At 57.6% G+C, this 14866-nt stretch carries 14 protein-coding genes and 1 pseudogene; 5 read left to right on the top strand and 10 right to left on the bottom strand.

Annotation, left to right across the window (positions count from 1 at the left end):
- Positions 1 to 1139: pseudogene (locus ACQKP2_RS29225) on the top strand (ribonucleoside-diphosphate reductase subunit alpha); the annotation flags it as partial.
- 266 nt (positions 1140 to 1405) lie between these two features.
- On the opposite strand, the gene flgE reads toward ACQKP2_RS29225, so the two are convergent.
- The 6 genes from flgE to ACQKP2_RS29195 all read right to left on the bottom strand — a co-directional run bounded on the left by flgE (position 1406) and on the right by ACQKP2_RS29195 (position 6527).
- On the bottom strand, positions 1406 to 2731 hold the full coding sequence (gene flgE, locus ACQKP2_RS29220) for a flagellar hook protein FlgE (protein WP_427581707.1): 1326 nt from the start codon (positions 2729 to 2731) through the stop codon (positions 1406 to 1408).
- Positions 2732 to 2762: 31 nt separating this feature from the next.
- On the bottom strand, positions 2763 to 3485 hold the full coding sequence (gene flgD, locus ACQKP2_RS29215) for a flagellar hook assembly protein FlgD (RefSeq protein ID WP_427581705.1): 723 nt from the start codon (positions 3483 to 3485) through the stop codon (positions 2763 to 2765).
- A gap of 15 nt (positions 3486 to 3500) precedes the next feature.
- Positions 3501 to 3944 carry a flagellar basal body rod protein FlgC gene (flgC, locus tag ACQKP2_RS29210; RefSeq protein WP_427581703.1) on the bottom strand — a complete coding sequence of 148 codons (444 nt, stop codon included), beginning with the start codon at positions 3942 to 3944 and terminating at the stop codon, positions 3501 to 3503.
- A gap of 3 nt (positions 3945 to 3947) precedes the next feature.
- A complete protein-coding gene (gene flgB, locus ACQKP2_RS29205) occupies positions 3948 to 4355 on the bottom strand; it encodes a flagellar basal body rod protein FlgB (protein ID WP_427581701.1) in 408 nt (135 codons plus the stop codon).
- Between the two features lie 364 nt (positions 4356 to 4719).
- Positions 4720 to 5547 (bottom strand): protein-glutamate O-methyltransferase CheR, encoded by an 828-nt coding sequence (gene cheR, locus ACQKP2_RS29200; RefSeq protein ID WP_427581699.1) that lies wholly within the window; start codon positions 5545 to 5547, stop codon positions 4720 to 4722.
- Between the two features lie 47 nt (positions 5548 to 5594).
- The gene (locus ACQKP2_RS29195; RefSeq protein WP_427581697.1) at positions 5595 to 6527 is read right to left on the bottom strand and encodes a chemotaxis protein CheV; all 933 of its coding nucleotides are present in this window, start codon (positions 6525 to 6527) and stop codon (positions 5595 to 5597) included.
- Between the two features lie 83 nt (positions 6528 to 6610).
- Here ACQKP2_RS29195 and flgA point away from each other — a divergent pair, with 83 nt between their 5' ends.
- The 4 genes from flgA (at position 6611) to ACQKP2_RS29175 (ending at position 9221) form a co-directional block, all read left to right on the top strand.
- Positions 6611 to 7372 (top strand): flagellar basal body P-ring formation chaperone FlgA, encoded by a 762-nt coding sequence (flgA, locus tag ACQKP2_RS29190; RefSeq protein ID WP_427581695.1) that lies wholly within the window; start codon positions 6611 to 6613, stop codon positions 7370 to 7372.
- Between the two features lie 167 nt (positions 7373 to 7539).
- Positions 7540 to 7866: a flagellar biosynthesis anti-sigma factor FlgM gene (gene flgM / locus ACQKP2_RS29185; protein ID WP_427581711.1), complete on the top strand. Its 327-nt coding sequence runs from the start codon at positions 7540 to 7542 to the stop codon at positions 7864 to 7866.
- A gap of 48 nt (positions 7867 to 7914) precedes the next feature.
- The gene (locus tag ACQKP2_RS29180; RefSeq protein WP_427581693.1) at positions 7915 to 8382 is read left to right on the top strand and encodes a flagella synthesis protein FlgN; all 468 of its coding nucleotides are present in this window, start codon (positions 7915 to 7917) and stop codon (positions 8380 to 8382) included.
- Between the two features lie 92 nt (positions 8383 to 8474).
- Entirely contained in the window at positions 8475 to 9221 is a 747-nt protein-coding gene (locus ACQKP2_RS29175) for a flagellar brake protein (RefSeq protein WP_427581691.1), read from the top strand.
- Between the two features lie 59 nt (positions 9222 to 9280).
- On the opposite strand, the gene ACQKP2_RS29170 is transcribed toward ACQKP2_RS29175, so the two are convergent.
- The 4 genes from ACQKP2_RS29170 to ACQKP2_RS29155 form a co-directional block, all read right to left on the bottom strand.
- The gene (locus ACQKP2_RS29170; protein WP_427581689.1) at positions 9281 to 10648 is read right to left on the bottom strand and encodes an MFS transporter; all 1368 of its coding nucleotides are present in this window, start codon (positions 10646 to 10648) and stop codon (positions 9281 to 9283) included.
- Positions 10649 to 10717: 69 nt separating this feature from the next.
- Positions 10718 to 11959, bottom strand: coding sequence for a glutamine synthetase family protein (locus ACQKP2_RS29165; protein WP_427581709.1), 1242 nt, complete (start codon positions 11957 to 11959; stop codon positions 10718 to 10720).
- 218 nt (positions 11960 to 12177) lie between these two features.
- Positions 12178 to 12870 (bottom strand): sensor histidine kinase, encoded by a 693-nt coding sequence (locus ACQKP2_RS29160; protein WP_427581687.1) that lies wholly within the window; start codon positions 12868 to 12870, stop codon positions 12178 to 12180.
- A complete protein-coding gene (locus tag ACQKP2_RS29155) occupies positions 12867 to 14471 on the bottom strand; it encodes a response regulator (protein WP_427581685.1) in 1605 nt (534 codons plus the stop codon). Before ACQKP2_RS29155 ends, ACQKP2_RS29160 begins: the two co-directional genes overlap by 4 nt.
- Positions 14472 to 14866 lie beyond the last annotated feature (395 nt).

The raw sequence follows: 14866 nt of genomic DNA, 5'->3' as shown, positions 1-14866 counted from the left end.
CTTGTCGAATGAGTGCAGCGAGAGGTCCCGGCCGAAACCCGACTGCTTGCCGCCACCGAAAGGTACGCAGACGTCCAGGGCATCCACTCAACGGCCAGCTGGACACCGCCAAACTGCAACGCACCGTGAACACTGCCGTGCGCATGCTCGACAACGTGATCGACATCAACTACTACTCGGTGCCGCAAGCGAAGAACTCCAACTTCAAGCACCGTCCGGTCGGCCTGGGCATCATGGGCTTCCAGGACGCGCTGTACCTGCAGCACATCCCTTATGGTTCCGATGCCGCCGTGCAGTTCGCCGACACGTCCATGGAAGCGGTCAGCTACTACGCGATCCAGGCTTCCTGCGACCTGGCCGACGAGCGCGGCGCCTACGAGACGTTCCAGGGTTCGCTGTGGTCCAAGGGCATCCTGCCACTGGATTCGCAACAGATCCTGATCGAAGCCCGTGGCCACCAGTACATCGACGTCGACCTGAAAGAAACCCTGGACTGGGCACCTGTGCGCGCCCGTGTACAGAAAGGTATCCGTAACTCCAACATCATGGCCATCGCACCGACCGCGACCATCGCCAACATCACCGGCGTGTCGCAGTCGATCGAACCGACTTATCAGAACCTCTATGTGAAATCGAACCTGTCGGGCGAATTCACCGTGATCAACCCGTACCTGGTTCGCGACCTGAAGGCCCGTGGCCTGTGGGACTCGGTCATGATCAACGACCTGAAGTACTACGATGGTTCCGTGCAACAGATCGAGCGTATCCCGCAGGAGCTCAAGGCGCTCTACGCGACCGCTTTCGAAGTGGACACCAAGTGGATCGTCGACGCGGCCAGCCGTCGCCAGAAGTGGATCGACCAGGCTCAGTCGCTGAACCTGTACATTGCCGGCGCTTCGGGCAAGAAACTGGACGTGACCTACCGCATGGCCTGGTACCGTGGCCTGAAAACCACTTACTACCTCCGTGCCCTGGCCGCGACCAGCACCGAGAAGTCGACCATCAACACCGGTAAGCTGAACGCTGTTTCCAGCGGTGGCAACCACGGCGATGACTCGGTCCTGGCCGCTCCTGCCGGCCCGGCTCCAGTGCCGAAGGCCTGCGCCATCGACGAGCCGGATTGCGAAGCTTGCCAATAAGCTGAGCCGGTAGGCGCCGCACGGCGCTTACTCGAAACCCCCGATCAGCCTCTGGCGGGTCGGGGGTTTTCTTTTGCCGCCTGCCTTCTGCCTGTCTGCCTTCTGTAGGAGCGAGCACGCTCGCGATGAACCTGAGGGCGACACGGGGAATCAGGAAGCCCTCGTTATCGTTAACCTCCATCGCGAGCATGCTCGCTCCTACAGTTTTTCGGCGAGCACAAAAAAGCCCCTCTTTCGAGGGGCTCCTTGTAAAGCGCAATCGAGCATCAGGTCATCTGGATGATGGTCTGCATGATGGTGCTCTGGGTGGAGATGGTCTTGGCGTTCGCCTGGTAGTTGCTCTGCGCCTTGATCAAGTCGACCAGCTCGTTGGTCAGGTTGACGTTGGACTCTTCCAGGGAGTTGGAAACGATAGAACCCAAGGTACCGGTTTGCGGTGCATCGTAGCCAGGAATACCCGATACATAGGTTTCCTTCCAGCTGGTACCACCGACTGGTTGCAGACCTTGCTCGTTGGTGAAACTGGCCAGCGAAATCTGACCGATCGCCTTGGTCTGGTTGTTGCTGAAGTTGGCCAGCAACACACCGCTGCCGTCGATGGTCAGGTTGGTGATCTGGCCGGTGGCATAGCCGTTCTGGGCCGGAATCGAACGCGCCGTGTCAGCGTTGAACTGCGTGGTGTTGGCCATGGCAATGGTCAAGCCGGACGGGTCGGCGGCGGCACCGTTTGCGGTCCAGACACCATTGCTCACGGTGCCCGGCGTCCAGTTGGTGATCTTCAGGTCACTGCTCACCACGGGCGCACCCGGTGGATTTGGAGTGCTGACCGAGACCAGCTTACCCGCCGAGTCGAAGGTCATGGTCGAGGCAACCGGAGGCGTGGCTGCCGCATTCGGGTCGGTGCCATCCGGGTTGCGGCCATCGATCAGGGTGTAGGTATCCCAGGTGTTCGGGCCCGTCTTGACCATGTATTGATCCATGGTGTGCTGGTTGCCCTGCGTATCGAAAACCGGTGTGCTGAACTGCTTGGTGAACGTGGCAGGCTTGGTCGGATCGAACTTGTTGGCCGCAACCGTCTGATCGATCACATCGGCGGTGGAGTTCAGGTTGATCGTCGACGAAACGTTGGTGGTGGACTTCGGCGCCAGGTTGGAGGTGTCAATGCGCAGGTCGGTCAACACGCCGTTGATGATCTTGCCATTGGAGTCGACGCCATAACCCTGCAAACGTGCCGTGCCGTCGCTGTTGGTGACGTAACCCTCTTTGTCGGTCTTGAACGTACCGGCACGGGTGTAGGTCAACGAGCCATTGTTGCTCAGGACAAAGAAACCGGAACCCTGGATACCCATGTCCAGCACGTTGCCGGTGTTGTTCACGTCACCCTGGCTGAACTGCTGGGAAACGTTGGCCAGGCGCACGCCGTTACCGACGGTCTTGCTGCCGCTGCCCAGCTTGGTTGCCGAGTACACGTCCTCGAATTCTGCACGGGACGATTTGAAACCGGTGGTCGCCACGTTGGCGATGTTGTTGCCGGTCACGTCCAGTTGCTTGTTGGCTGCAAAGAGACCGCTAAGGCCGATGTTAAAAGACATAATCCACTCCTTTTTGCCGGGTTAGTCGGCTTTACATACCAATGGTTTGCACTTTGGACAGGGCAACACTGCCCAGCCCGGCAAGATTGAGCATCAACTCACCGCCAGTCTGGCTGATGGTCACGCTGCTGACGGTCGCCGGCAGGTTGGTGATCAGCGATACCGCCTGACCATCGATGGTGGAGGTGGCGCCGAAGGAGTAAGTACCCGCGGTCACCGTCTCCCCCGCATCGTTCTTGCCGTCCCAGATGAAGCTGGCGTTGCCTGCGCTTTGCGAGCCCAGGTCGATGGTACGAATCGCGTTGCCGTCCGCGTCGGTGATTTTCAACGTTACGCCGCTGACCGACGAAGGCACGACAACCGAACCGTTGAAGCTCTTCGAGGTATCGACCACCGCCTTGCTGCCGGGAGCGATAACCGAACGCCCGACCAGCGACGAGGCCTGCAGTGCCTGAGACGAGTTGTAGTTGCTGGCCAGGCCGCTCACGGTGTCGTTGAGCGTGGTAATCCCTTCCAGGCTGCTGAACTGCGCCAGTTGGGCCACGAAAGCGCCGTTGTCCTGGGGCTCCAGCGGGTTCTGGTTTTTCAGTTGCGTCACCAGCAACTGCAGGAACGCATCCTTGCCCAAGGCCTGATTGCCCGTGGAGCTGCTGGTTGCCGATGCCAATCCATCTTTCGTGGTACTGGTCTTGACCGAGGAGTTGGCCAGGATGTCGTTAAGGCTCAAGCTGCTGGTGGTATCGCTAACACTCATCTGAGTCGCCCCCTATCACTGACCGAGGGTCAGGACTTTCTGCATCATGGTTTTGGCGGTGTTCATCATTTCGGCGTTGGTCTGGAACGAACGGCTTGCGGAAATCATGTCGGCCATTTCCTCCACCACGTTGACGTTCGGGTAGTAGACGTAGCCTTTGGCATCGGCAGCCGGATGATTGGGCTCGTAGCGCGCCTCGAGGTTGCTCTGGTCCTCGACCACGCCCAACACCTGTACGCCTTGACCGGCCGCATCCTGGTTCTGGAACAGCGAATCGCCACCGCCGCTCTGGGCACCCTGGAACATGGTGGCGAATACCGGATGGCGCGCACGATAGGTCTGGTCGATGCTCGACGAAACGGTCTCGGCGTTGGCGATGTTCGAAGCAACGGTGTTCAAACGGGTGTTCTGGGCACTCATGCCGCTACCGGCAATGTTGAAAACACTGGATAGAGACATGGGTTACTCTCCGCGCAGGGCTGACACCAGCCCTTTGAATTTACTGTTGAGCAGGGTGAAGCTGGCCTGGAAGTTGATCGCGTTCTGCGCGTAGTTCGACTGTTCCAGCTGAGCGTCCACGGTGTTCTGGTCGATCGACGGCTGCATCGGCGTGCGATACATCAAGGCCTCGTCGCCGTTACCCACGCCTTCAGCTTCGATATGACGGCTGTTGGTCATGTTCAATGCGAACGTGCCGTTGGTGGCTTTTTCGTTCTGTGCCTCGAGCACTTTCGAGAACTCCAGATCCCGAGCCTTGTAGTTCGGGGTATCGGCGTTGGCGATGTTGTTGGCCAGGACCTCGGCACGCTGGGCGCGGAAACCCAGGGCCTTTTCGTGGATGCCGAGCGCTTTATCGAAACTGATGCTCATGTCGGGAAACCTTCGGGTGACCTGATTCTTCGTAACATGAACTTAGCAAGCGCCATGCCAACTTCAAAAAGCCCATAAACCGGGGCTTTGCGGGCGGTGGCAGTGGCGGCAATGCCAGAAAAGCGGCAACCGGTTTCCGCCGGATGCCGCTTTTCTGCCGCTTGCTTCCCTTACAGAACGTCGGCGAAGACTGTAGGAGCGAGCCTGCTCGCGATAGCGGTGTGGCAGGTAATGTTGAATTCGGCTGACAGGACGCGATCGCGAGCAGGCTCGCTCCCACAGAGGCAATGCAGTGCCGGCGAGAATCGGCAGAAAATAAAACGGGAGCCCCTGAGGGCTCCCGTTTTTTGACAACGCCAGACGATCACTTCGCCTGGTAAATGATCCCCGGACTGCACTGAACCATCTGGTAGTGATCCGGCAGGCCGTTCAACGCTTCGGAGGCACCGAGGAACAGATAGCCGCCCGGCTTCAACGTGCCGTGTATGCGCATCAGAATGTCCTTCTTCACTTCGGCGGAGAAATAGATCAGGACATTGCGGCAGAACACGATGTCGAACTTGCCAAGACTCGCGTAGCTGTCGAGCAGGTTGAACGAGCGGAACTCCACCCGGTTCTTGATCGGCGCCTTGATCACCCAGCGACCCGGCCCCTTCGGGTCGAAGTATCGCTGCAATCGCTCAGGCGACAGGCCGCGACCAATGGCCAGGCTGTCATACTCGCCGCTCTTGCAGTTGGTCAGCATGGTGCCGGAAAGATCGGTGGCCACAATCTGCGCCCCCATTCTCAATTGCCCGGCATTGACCCGCTCGAACTCGTCGATGGACATCGACAGCGAATACGGTTCCTGACCCGATGAGCATGCGGCAGACCAGATCCGCAGGCGCTGGCCGGGACTGGCCTTGATCGCTTCGGGCAGTACCTTGTTCTTCAAGACTTCAAACGGATAGGTATCACGAAACCACAGGGTTTCGTTGGTTGTCATCGCGTCCACCACCATCTCGCGCAACCCGCTGCGCGGCTGGGACTGAATGCGCTGAACCAACTCTCCCAGGGACTTGATGCCTTGCTGCTCCATCAGCTTATTGAGACGGCTTGAGACCAGATATTGCTTGTTTTCACCGAGCAAAATGCCACAGGCTTTTTCCAGGAAGACCCGGAACTGTTCGAAATCCAAATTACCCGTAGACAATGCTGCCGCCTCTTAAATCGTGTTGATGTGCCAGGGACGGGACGTCCCTAGCTGATATCTGCTTCTCTGATCCGGTCAACCACCCGGGATGCCAGGTCATCAGGACGGAACTTGGCCAGGAAATCATCGGCACCGACTTTCTTGACCATCGCCTGATTGAACACGCCCGACAACGAAGTATGCAGGATGATATGAAGCTTTTGCATGCGAGGGTCGTTGCGAATCTCGGCCGTCAGAGTGTATCCGTCCATCTCCGGCATCTCGATGTCGGAGATCATCATCAGGAACTCCTCTTCCGGCTTCTTGCCCTCGTCAACCAGCTTGCGCAAGTAATCCAGCGCTTGCCGGCCATCGTTCAACGCAATCACTTCGACCCCGACCGTTTGCAGGCAACGCGTAACCTGCTTGCGCGCCACCGACGAATCGTCGACCGTCAATACGCGCAGCGAGAGCGCCTTGTGCTGGGTTTCGACATCCACCACGCCAGCGGAAATCGCCTCCGGAGTCGGCGCGACCTCAGCCAGCACCTTCTCGACGTCGATGATTTCGACCAACTGGTTGTCGACCCGGGTCACAGCCGTCAGGTAGTGATCGCGGCCGGTGCCCTTGGGCGGCGGATGAATCTCCTCCCAGTTCATGTTGACAATGCGTTCCACCGAGCGCACCAGGAACCCCTGGGTCTTGGTGTTGTACTCCGTGATGATCACGAAGGGATTGTTCTTGTCCTTCAACGCACCGGAGCCGGTCGCCATTGCCAGATCAAGGATCGGAATGGTCGCCCCCCGTATGTTCGCCACGCCGCACACGACAGGACTGGACTTGGGCATCAGCGTCAGTTGGGGGCATTGCAACACCTCCCGAACCTTGAACACGTTAATCCCATACAGCTGTTGGCCGTCGAGACGGAACAACAACAGCTCAAGGCGATTCTGCCCCACCAGTTGCGTGCGCTGGTTCACCGAATCCATTACACCAGCCATGCCCAGACTCCTACACCAACGCCAAGTGTTGTTGCGACGCACATTCATCCCTAAACGGCACGACGCTTGCTTTTTACCTTTCTATGAACACAGAACCGACATTTTTCCGACGCCTGATCACACCCTACCGCAAAATGATGGGTGCATTGGCCGCCGTTTGCCTGTTCAGCACTGGCAGCCCTGCCATTGCTGACTCAGTTACCTTGCCTGACATGCTTATCGGCGTCACTCAGGGCTTTCTTGAATTCACCGTAGAGGACTATCTGGCCACCAGTCAAACGCAAGGTCGCTATGAAATTCAGGTCAGCCAACTCGATCCGCGCCTGCGCATGCCGATGTGCGACAAGGAATTGACTGCTTCACTGGAGAGTCCGGCCAAGCCGCTGGGGCGAGTCACGGTCAAGGTTCGCTGCGAGGGCGCCTCTCCCTGGACAGTCTTCGTACCCGCTCAAGTACGACTGTTTCGCGAGGTCGTGACCACCACCAGACCCCTGCGCCGTGCCGGCATTGTCGAACCTGAAGACGTTATTTTGCGCGAGCGGGATATCAGCACCATCAATCAGGGCTACCTGACCTCCGCGGACCAGGCGATCGGGCAACGATTGACCCGACCAATGGTCGCCGACCAGGTCATTACCCTGGTGCATCTCGAACAGGCTGAAGTCGTCCGCAAGGGTGATCAGGTGGTAATCACCGCCCGCAGCGGCACGCTCAGCGTGCGAATGCCCGGAGAGGCGCTGTCCAATGGCGGCATGAGCGAACAGATTCGGGTGAAGAACCTGAACTCCCAGCGGGTCATCAAGGCGCAAGTCACTGCGCCAGGGCAGGTGGAAGTTTCCATGTAGAACTCCGGGTACGTTCAGATGTGGCGCTGATCGAGGCTGTTCCCTACACTGTGCCCCATGCAGGGCAAGCGTTGGCGCGCGCGGGCTCATTGATAAATGGGCCTAAAGTTTTGTCGGGTATGGCCGAGAACATGGCAAGCGTCCAAATTCCCAGAGGTTTTTTTAACATGGTCATCGATTTCAGCCGTTTGAACAGCTCCTCGTCACTTACGGGCAGTACACGTACCAGCGCCAGCCAGGAAACCGCCGAAACCGGCAAATCCGCGCCGCTGACTACTCCGGCCGATCAAGCCACTACCGTCCAGAGCGGGGAATCGGTACATCTCAGCAATGAGGCTCAAAAGTTGCAGAAGGTCACTGATACGCTGCGCGATCAGCCTGTCGTCGACAAAGCCCGCGTGGCCGAGTTGAAAGCAGCGATTGCAGATGGCAGCTATAAGGTCGACAGCAACCGCGTAGCCAGCAAGCTGCTCAATTTCGAAGCCCAGCGCTAGGCCCCGGCCCGCGCCAGGCTTTTGGACGCTTAAAACCCAAGGCCAGTCATGCACGACACTAATTTACTGCAACTGATCACCGACGACTTTGCTCCAGCGCAACAATTGCTGGAGTTGCTGCGCACCGAGTCCCTCGCCTTGCACGGTCGCGACATGTTCTTGCTCGAAGACATCCTGGCGCAAAAACAGGCGCTGATCATTTTGCTTGATCAGCACGGCCGCAAACGCAGTGAAATCCTCGCCAGCCTGAACCTGTCCGCCAACCGTAGCGGCCTGGAACAGCTGGCCAGCCAGTCGAGCATCGGCCAGGAACTGCTGGCGCAAAGCGATGTGCTGACCGACCTCCTGAACCAGTGTCAGGCCATCAATGCCAATAACGGCCAGTCGATCCGCGTGCAGCAGGCCGCCACGGCCACCCAGCTGAAAATTCTTACAGGCGGCGAACCTCCAGCGCTTTATGACGCCAGTGGGTCCTTTTCAAAGCTTGTGAAACCGCGCCCACTCAGTCAGGCTTGACCCCGCCGAAAAGCACGCTCTATCAAGACGCGAAACATGCTGGCAAAATGCTGGCTAGCCGTAGTCAAAATTTGTCTGGAGATTGATTAACCGTGTCCAATGCCTTAAATGCGGATGATGCTCCGCAGCCGCCCAAGGTGCTCAGCACGCCCCTGGAAATCTCCGGTAATCTTCGTCAGCTGCAAGAGAGCCAAGACCCGCTGATCATTACATTCCATGAGCGCAGCCAGCGTTTCCAGAGCTATCTGGTGGACATTGACCGTGACAGAAACATGATCGCTCTGGACGAAATGATCCCACGCGATGGCGAACGCTATCTGCTGGCGGGCGAGTCGTACAAGGTTGAAGGCTTCCATGAGGGCGTGCGCATTGCCTGGGAAAGCAATGGCCCGCTGACCATCGACGAATCCGGTGGTTCACGCTGCTACCGTGGCACGTTGCCGGACGAAGTGGTCTACCACCAGCGTCGCAATGCGTTCCGCGCAGCCCTGAAGCTGGCTCAGTTGGTGAACGTCGATCTGGATGGCGAGAAACTCAAGACCCCTATTCCTGGCAAGCTGCTCGACATTTCTGCCACTGGCTGCAAGCTGCGCTTCGACGGCGACATTACCGGCAGCCTGCAATTGGGTCAGGTCTACGACCGGTTCGCAGCCGCCCTGCCCTTTGGCAAGATGATGGCCCCTGTCGAACTGCGTTACCTGCATTTCGAAGAAAAAATCTCCACCACCTTCGCTGGCGTTCGCTTCCACAACATGAGCGGACTGGTGCAACGGCAAGTCGAACGATTTGTCTATCAGTTGCAGCGCGAAGCGCGTCGTTTCGACAAAGACGACCTCTGATAGCAACGCATAAAAAAGGGCAGCACCTTGCGGTGACTGCCCTTTTTTATGCCTGAATCTCAAGGCCTGGCTTCAGTAACGCCTGGCTCCTGCCCCGCCTCCGGCTCCTCCTGTGCAGGCGTATCGCCTTTGGGTTCCGACTCGGGCACAGGCTCGGAAGACGCCGGACTGTGCATTTGATTCTGCACCACTTGCTCGTCGACCCGCGGGTCGAGCGCAGCAACCAGTGGGGAACTGGTCATGCTGTCCGGCATGGCCACATGATGCAGAGGTGCATCGTCCACCTGATGGAGGTTGGTCACCGCCTTCGGACGAATTCGCCACACCAGCACCAGGGCAAAGAAGGCTGAGAACGCATACAGCATCTGGCTACCGAACAGCTTCATCAGCACCCCGGTCACCAGCGGACCGATACTTGCGCCAACGCCGTAGGTGACCAGCAACATCGCCGTCAGCGATACCCGGCGATCGCCTTCCACATGGTCATTGGAAAATGCCACCGCCAAGGGGTACAGGCAGAACTGCACCAATGAGCAAAGGAACCCTGCAGCGAACAATATCTCCAGCGGTACCTGCTTCATGATCGCCAGCGGCGCGGCAGCCAACGCCAGGCTGAAGGCGAAACAACGAATCAACAGTGCCCTGTCATAGCGATCCGACAGCCACCCCAACGGCCACTGCACCAACAGACCGGCAAAAATGCAGCTACCCATGAACAAGCCGACTTGTTCGGTCGTCAGCCCTTGCTGCGAGGCGTATAGCGGCGCCAGGCCATAGAACGACCCAACGATCAAACCGGCACCCAGCACCGTACTCAATGACTGCGGTACACGCTTGATGAAGAACCGGGGCTCCATCGGAGCCGGGTGCAAAGGCGCCGGGTGGATGCGTCGGGTCAGGGCCACCGGGACCAGACACAGGGCAAAACACAGGGCAACCAGCATCAGCAGCTCAAGCCCCAGTCCCGGGTGCATGACCAGAATCAACTGACCCAGTACCAACCCCAGGTAAGAGGCGATCATGTAGCCGCTGAACACCAGGCCACGCTGCTTGGCATCGGCCTGCTCATTGAGCCAGCTTTCGATAACCATGTATTGGCACATCATGCCCAGGCCGACGATCATTCGAAGGAACAACCAGGCTGGCACCCAGCTCACCAGGCCATGCCCCAGCACCGCGGCACCGACAATCCCGGCACAGGCCGAATAGGCGCGAATATGCCCCACCCTGGCAATCAACCGATGACCGATCTTGCCGCCCAGTACCAGGCCGAAATAGTTGGCAGCCATCAGAGCACCCACCCACAGACTGTCGACATGATCGGCAGCCAGGCGCAAGGCCAGGTAGGTACTCAACAGACCCGAACCGATCAACATCATCAGCGAGGCGAAATAAAGCGCTCGAAAGGATTTCCAGATTTGGCGCATCGGCGTTCCGAGCGGCTCCTTGCAGTAAGTATCGGGCAATGAAAAAGATAGCCCGATGTCGAGATTTCGTCAGGCCTGGGCTGCTAGAACACGCCGTTCCCAGGGGGTAATTTCATCAAGGAAGCTGGTCAGCTCCATGGTCTTCGAAGCAATGTAGCCTTCGATGAACTCCTCGCCGAACAGTTCCCTCGCCAATTGGCTACGTTTCAGACGCTCAAGGGCGGCATGCAAGGTACACGGCAACGAAAGATTGTCCGGCACTTGCAGTTCACCCTGGACAGCCGCGCTCGGCTCCAGTTTATGCTCCATGCCATATAACCCGGCTGCAAGGCTGGCGGCAATCGCCAGATAGGGATTGGCATCAGCGCCGGGCAGGCGGTTCTCGACTCGACGCGCGACCGGCGAGCTGGCTGGAATGCGCAAGCCCGCAGACCTGTTGTCGTAGGACCAGCAAGCATTGTTCGGTGATGCAAAGGGATGACACAAACGCTGGTAGGAGTTCACATTCGGCGCGAAAAGCGCGGTGAAATCCGCCATGGCGGCCTGTAGACCACCGATGAAATACCGGAAGACTTCCGTCGACTCCCCGGTATCGTCACTGAAGATGTTACGCCCGCTGGAAATCTCGACGATGCTCTGATGAATATGCATCGAACTGCCCGGCGTATGCGCCAGGGGCTTGGCCATGCACACCACGGTCAGGCCGTGCTTTAGCGCGACTTCCTTGAGCAAATGTTTGAACAGGAATGTCTGGTCGGCCAGCAGCAGCGGATCACCATGCAGCAAGTTGATCTCGAATTGGCTGATTCCCATTTCGTGCATGAACGTATCGCGAGGCAAGCCCAGCGCTGCCATGCATTCATAAACCTCACTGAAAAATGGGCGCAGGCCATTGTTGGAACTGACGCTGAATGCCGAATGCCCATCCTCACGACGACCGTCCAGGCCAAGCGGTGGCTGGAATGGTTGAGTCGGATCGATGTTCGGTGCAAAGACAAAAAATTCAAGCTCGGTCGCCACCACCGGCGCCAGGCCGAGGGCCGTGTATCGTTTGATGACAGCCTTGAGTTGGCCGCGGGTCGACAGGTTGGAGCTTTCGCCGCTCAACTCATCTGCATCGCAAATGGCAAATGCGCGCGGCTGTTTGCTCCAGGGCAAGCGGTGGATTTGCGTGGCATCCGGAACCAGCGCCAGATCGCCATCATCGCTGCCGTAAAAACGTGCAGGCGGATACCCGCCCATGATGCATTGCAGCATCACCCCCCGAGCCATCTGCAAACGCCTTCCCTCGAGGAACCCTTCGGCCGTCATCACTTTGCCGCGGGGTACACCATTCAAGTCCGGCGTGACGCATTCGATCTGATCAATGTCCTTCAATCGCTGCGCGAGTGAACCCAGGCGATCGGTTGTCATGAAGCAATCCTTGTTTTCCTGCGAGCCGCGAACGGCGACCCGTACAAAATAGGCTCCACGTGTTCGGAATATCAAGCAGCGTCAAACAAAAAGCATTGCACCTTGAGTGCTGATGATCAGGGCAGATAGAGCCTGAAGACACCCCCACCCAATGAACCACCATTGCTGATTTCGGTGCGCCCCTCGATACCATTGCGCTGATGCAATGCCGCGATTCGCCCGGCGAAATACAACCCCAGGCCAGTACTGCCACTGCTGTGGTTGATACCCTGTACATAATCGGCCTGACGCTTAATCATCTCGGCAGGATAACCGTCACCATCGTCATTGATCGTCAGCACCAGTTGCCCGGCTTCGTCGCTGACGCTGATCAATACTGCGTGACGGGCATAACGAATGGCGTTGTTGATGCTGTTGGCCAATACGGAAGCGATCAACTCCCTATCGAAAAAGCCCAGAGGGCTCAACGGATCGACCTCGTAGGTCGCGGCAATGCCCCGGCTGGCAAATACATCCTGATGACAGGCCAATTGCGCTTCAATGAAGTCATCCAGCTCATGATAGGCCGGTTGCAGGGGCAACTGATTGACCCCCAGCTTGTACAGGCCCAGCAACTGCACAAGCATGCCGTTGAGATGAGCGAACTCGAATTCGATCACCCCTTGCTCCGGACACTTGCGCGCCTGGTCCGGCAGACCCGCCAACCATTGGCTATGGGCCTGCATCAGCATGGCCAGTGAATTCTTCATGTCGTGCACGGTGGATGCAATCACCGTGGAAAAGTCCAGCGCCTGTTGGTTGCCGTTCATTCGCCAAACGCCTTGATTTTGAGTTTCTGGTAACGCGAATAACGTGCATCGGTATCCGGCATCAATCCCACCATTTTCAGGCAGGTCCGGCACTCTTCAAGCTCCGCCGAGGGGACGCTGGTATCAGTGCCATGCAGCAATGCCTGAGCCATGTTCAACGCGATACTGATGTTCTTCGGTTGCATCGCCAGGGCCTTGCGGAATACTTCGCGAGCCTCCACCAAATTGCCCGTCTTGTACACGCGCACGCCTTGTCGATTGAGATCGGCGGCAGCATTACCCGAATTGAGAATGTTCGGATCGTCGGTAAGCTTGGCAATGCCTTTCATCACTGCCGGATCATCGCCGTAGATTTCCGCGCAGTTTTTCAGCATCGAGGCACCGGCATCCGCCTTGCCGAGCATTTGCAGTTGCTTGGCCACCAAAAGCGCCGCTTCGGCACTCATGAATTGCTCCATGCCCTCAAGGCGCATCATCGCTTGCTCGGTAAGCTTTTCAGCCGTCTCCCCGTCGTTGAGCAACAAACTGGTGGCCTTCATCAGGCGAGCACGAATCTGCAGACCGGGATCAGATGGGTTCTCCTTGGCGACAGCACTCAACGTCGTATTGATTTCGAGCCGGGTTCGAGTATCCAGGCCCTTTTCGCTCCCTTTGCTGATCAGGGCATGTGCCAATCCAAGGCTGCTTTCGGCATCCTTGAATCGTGATTGGGCTCCCTGGTTTACAGCCTGGCGATAGGCTCTGGATGCCGTGTCGAAATCTTCGTTGGTCATTGCCAATTTGCCCAACTGAGCCTGGCGGCGTACCGCCAATGGAGAAAGGCGAATCGCTTCCTCCAATACTTTTTGGGCGCCTTTGCTATCCCCTTCTGCAACCAGTACATCAGCCATCCCATCGTAAAGCGCCGGCATCATCGGGAAGACCTTCAGCGCTTTCTCGTAGACGCCTTTAGCCTGGGCGACCTGACCTCGCTTGAACAGCAATTGACCCAAGCCGGCAAACGCCCAAGGTAGCGGCCGATCAGCAATGATGCTGTCGTAAAGACGCTCCAGCGCCTCGTTCTGGTTCAGATCGCGCAGCGCATCGGCGCGGTAGCGCAAGCACAGCGGCGAGTAACGGATGTCTTGCTTGCACAGGGCAATGCAGGCATTGAGCACTTCAACCGGTTTGCCCCGGTCGAGGGCCTGCAGTATGGGCTTGAGCAGCGTCTTGCGCTGCTCAAGGCGCTCAAGACGTTGAGCCAGGCCGGAACGGTTGAACGGCTTGGTCAGATAAGCATCAGGCTCATGCTCCAATGCGCTAAGCACCATGGCCTGGCTGGTTTCGGCCGTCACCATGAGAAACACACTTTCATGGCTGATCAGCTTCTCGATCATCAGGTCTTCGAGCACCTGCTGACCGTTTTTCTTGCCATCGCCCAAGTGAAAATCCTGCAGAATAAAATCGTAGGATTTCTGCGAACACATTTTCAGCGCCTGCTCGCCCGTGTCGGCCGTATCGACATCCTTGACCCCCAGCTCCCGCAACATGGACCTGACCGAACTGCGAAAGTCCGAAAAATCATCGACGATCAGAAAACTCTTTTGGTGATACGACAGCATCGAAGATTTCCAGGCAATTTAAGAGGAATGACCGAATGACGAAACGTGAACTAGGTCGGCTTCACTGCCCCTTTCGGCGCGCAGATGATAGCCAGTAGCCATAAGCTATCAAGCGATTTTTCTTCACCGCCGATAGCAACTGAAGGCGGCTAACGTGAAGATCGCTTTGACTCTATGGTTATCGGCCAGTGGGGGCGTTCTCTTGAAGCAACGCGGTGCAATCGCAACTGTTGCTCAACAGAATAATCTTGATGGGAAATGACTTTTTCAGCGTAACCGTTCGACACCCCATTTCTTCCGGGCAAAACAAAACCCCTACCTGCGTACGCAGATAGGGGTTTTGGAATTTAATCTTGACGATGACCTACTCTCACATGGGGAAACCCCACACTACC

The sequence above is a fragment of the Pseudomonas sp. NPDC089569 genome (genome assembly GCF_050280625.1).
Lineage (GTDB): Bacteria > Pseudomonadota > Gammaproteobacteria > Pseudomonadales > Pseudomonadaceae > Aquipseudomonas.
This window is presented reverse-complemented; position numbering and strand designations above follow the sequence as displayed.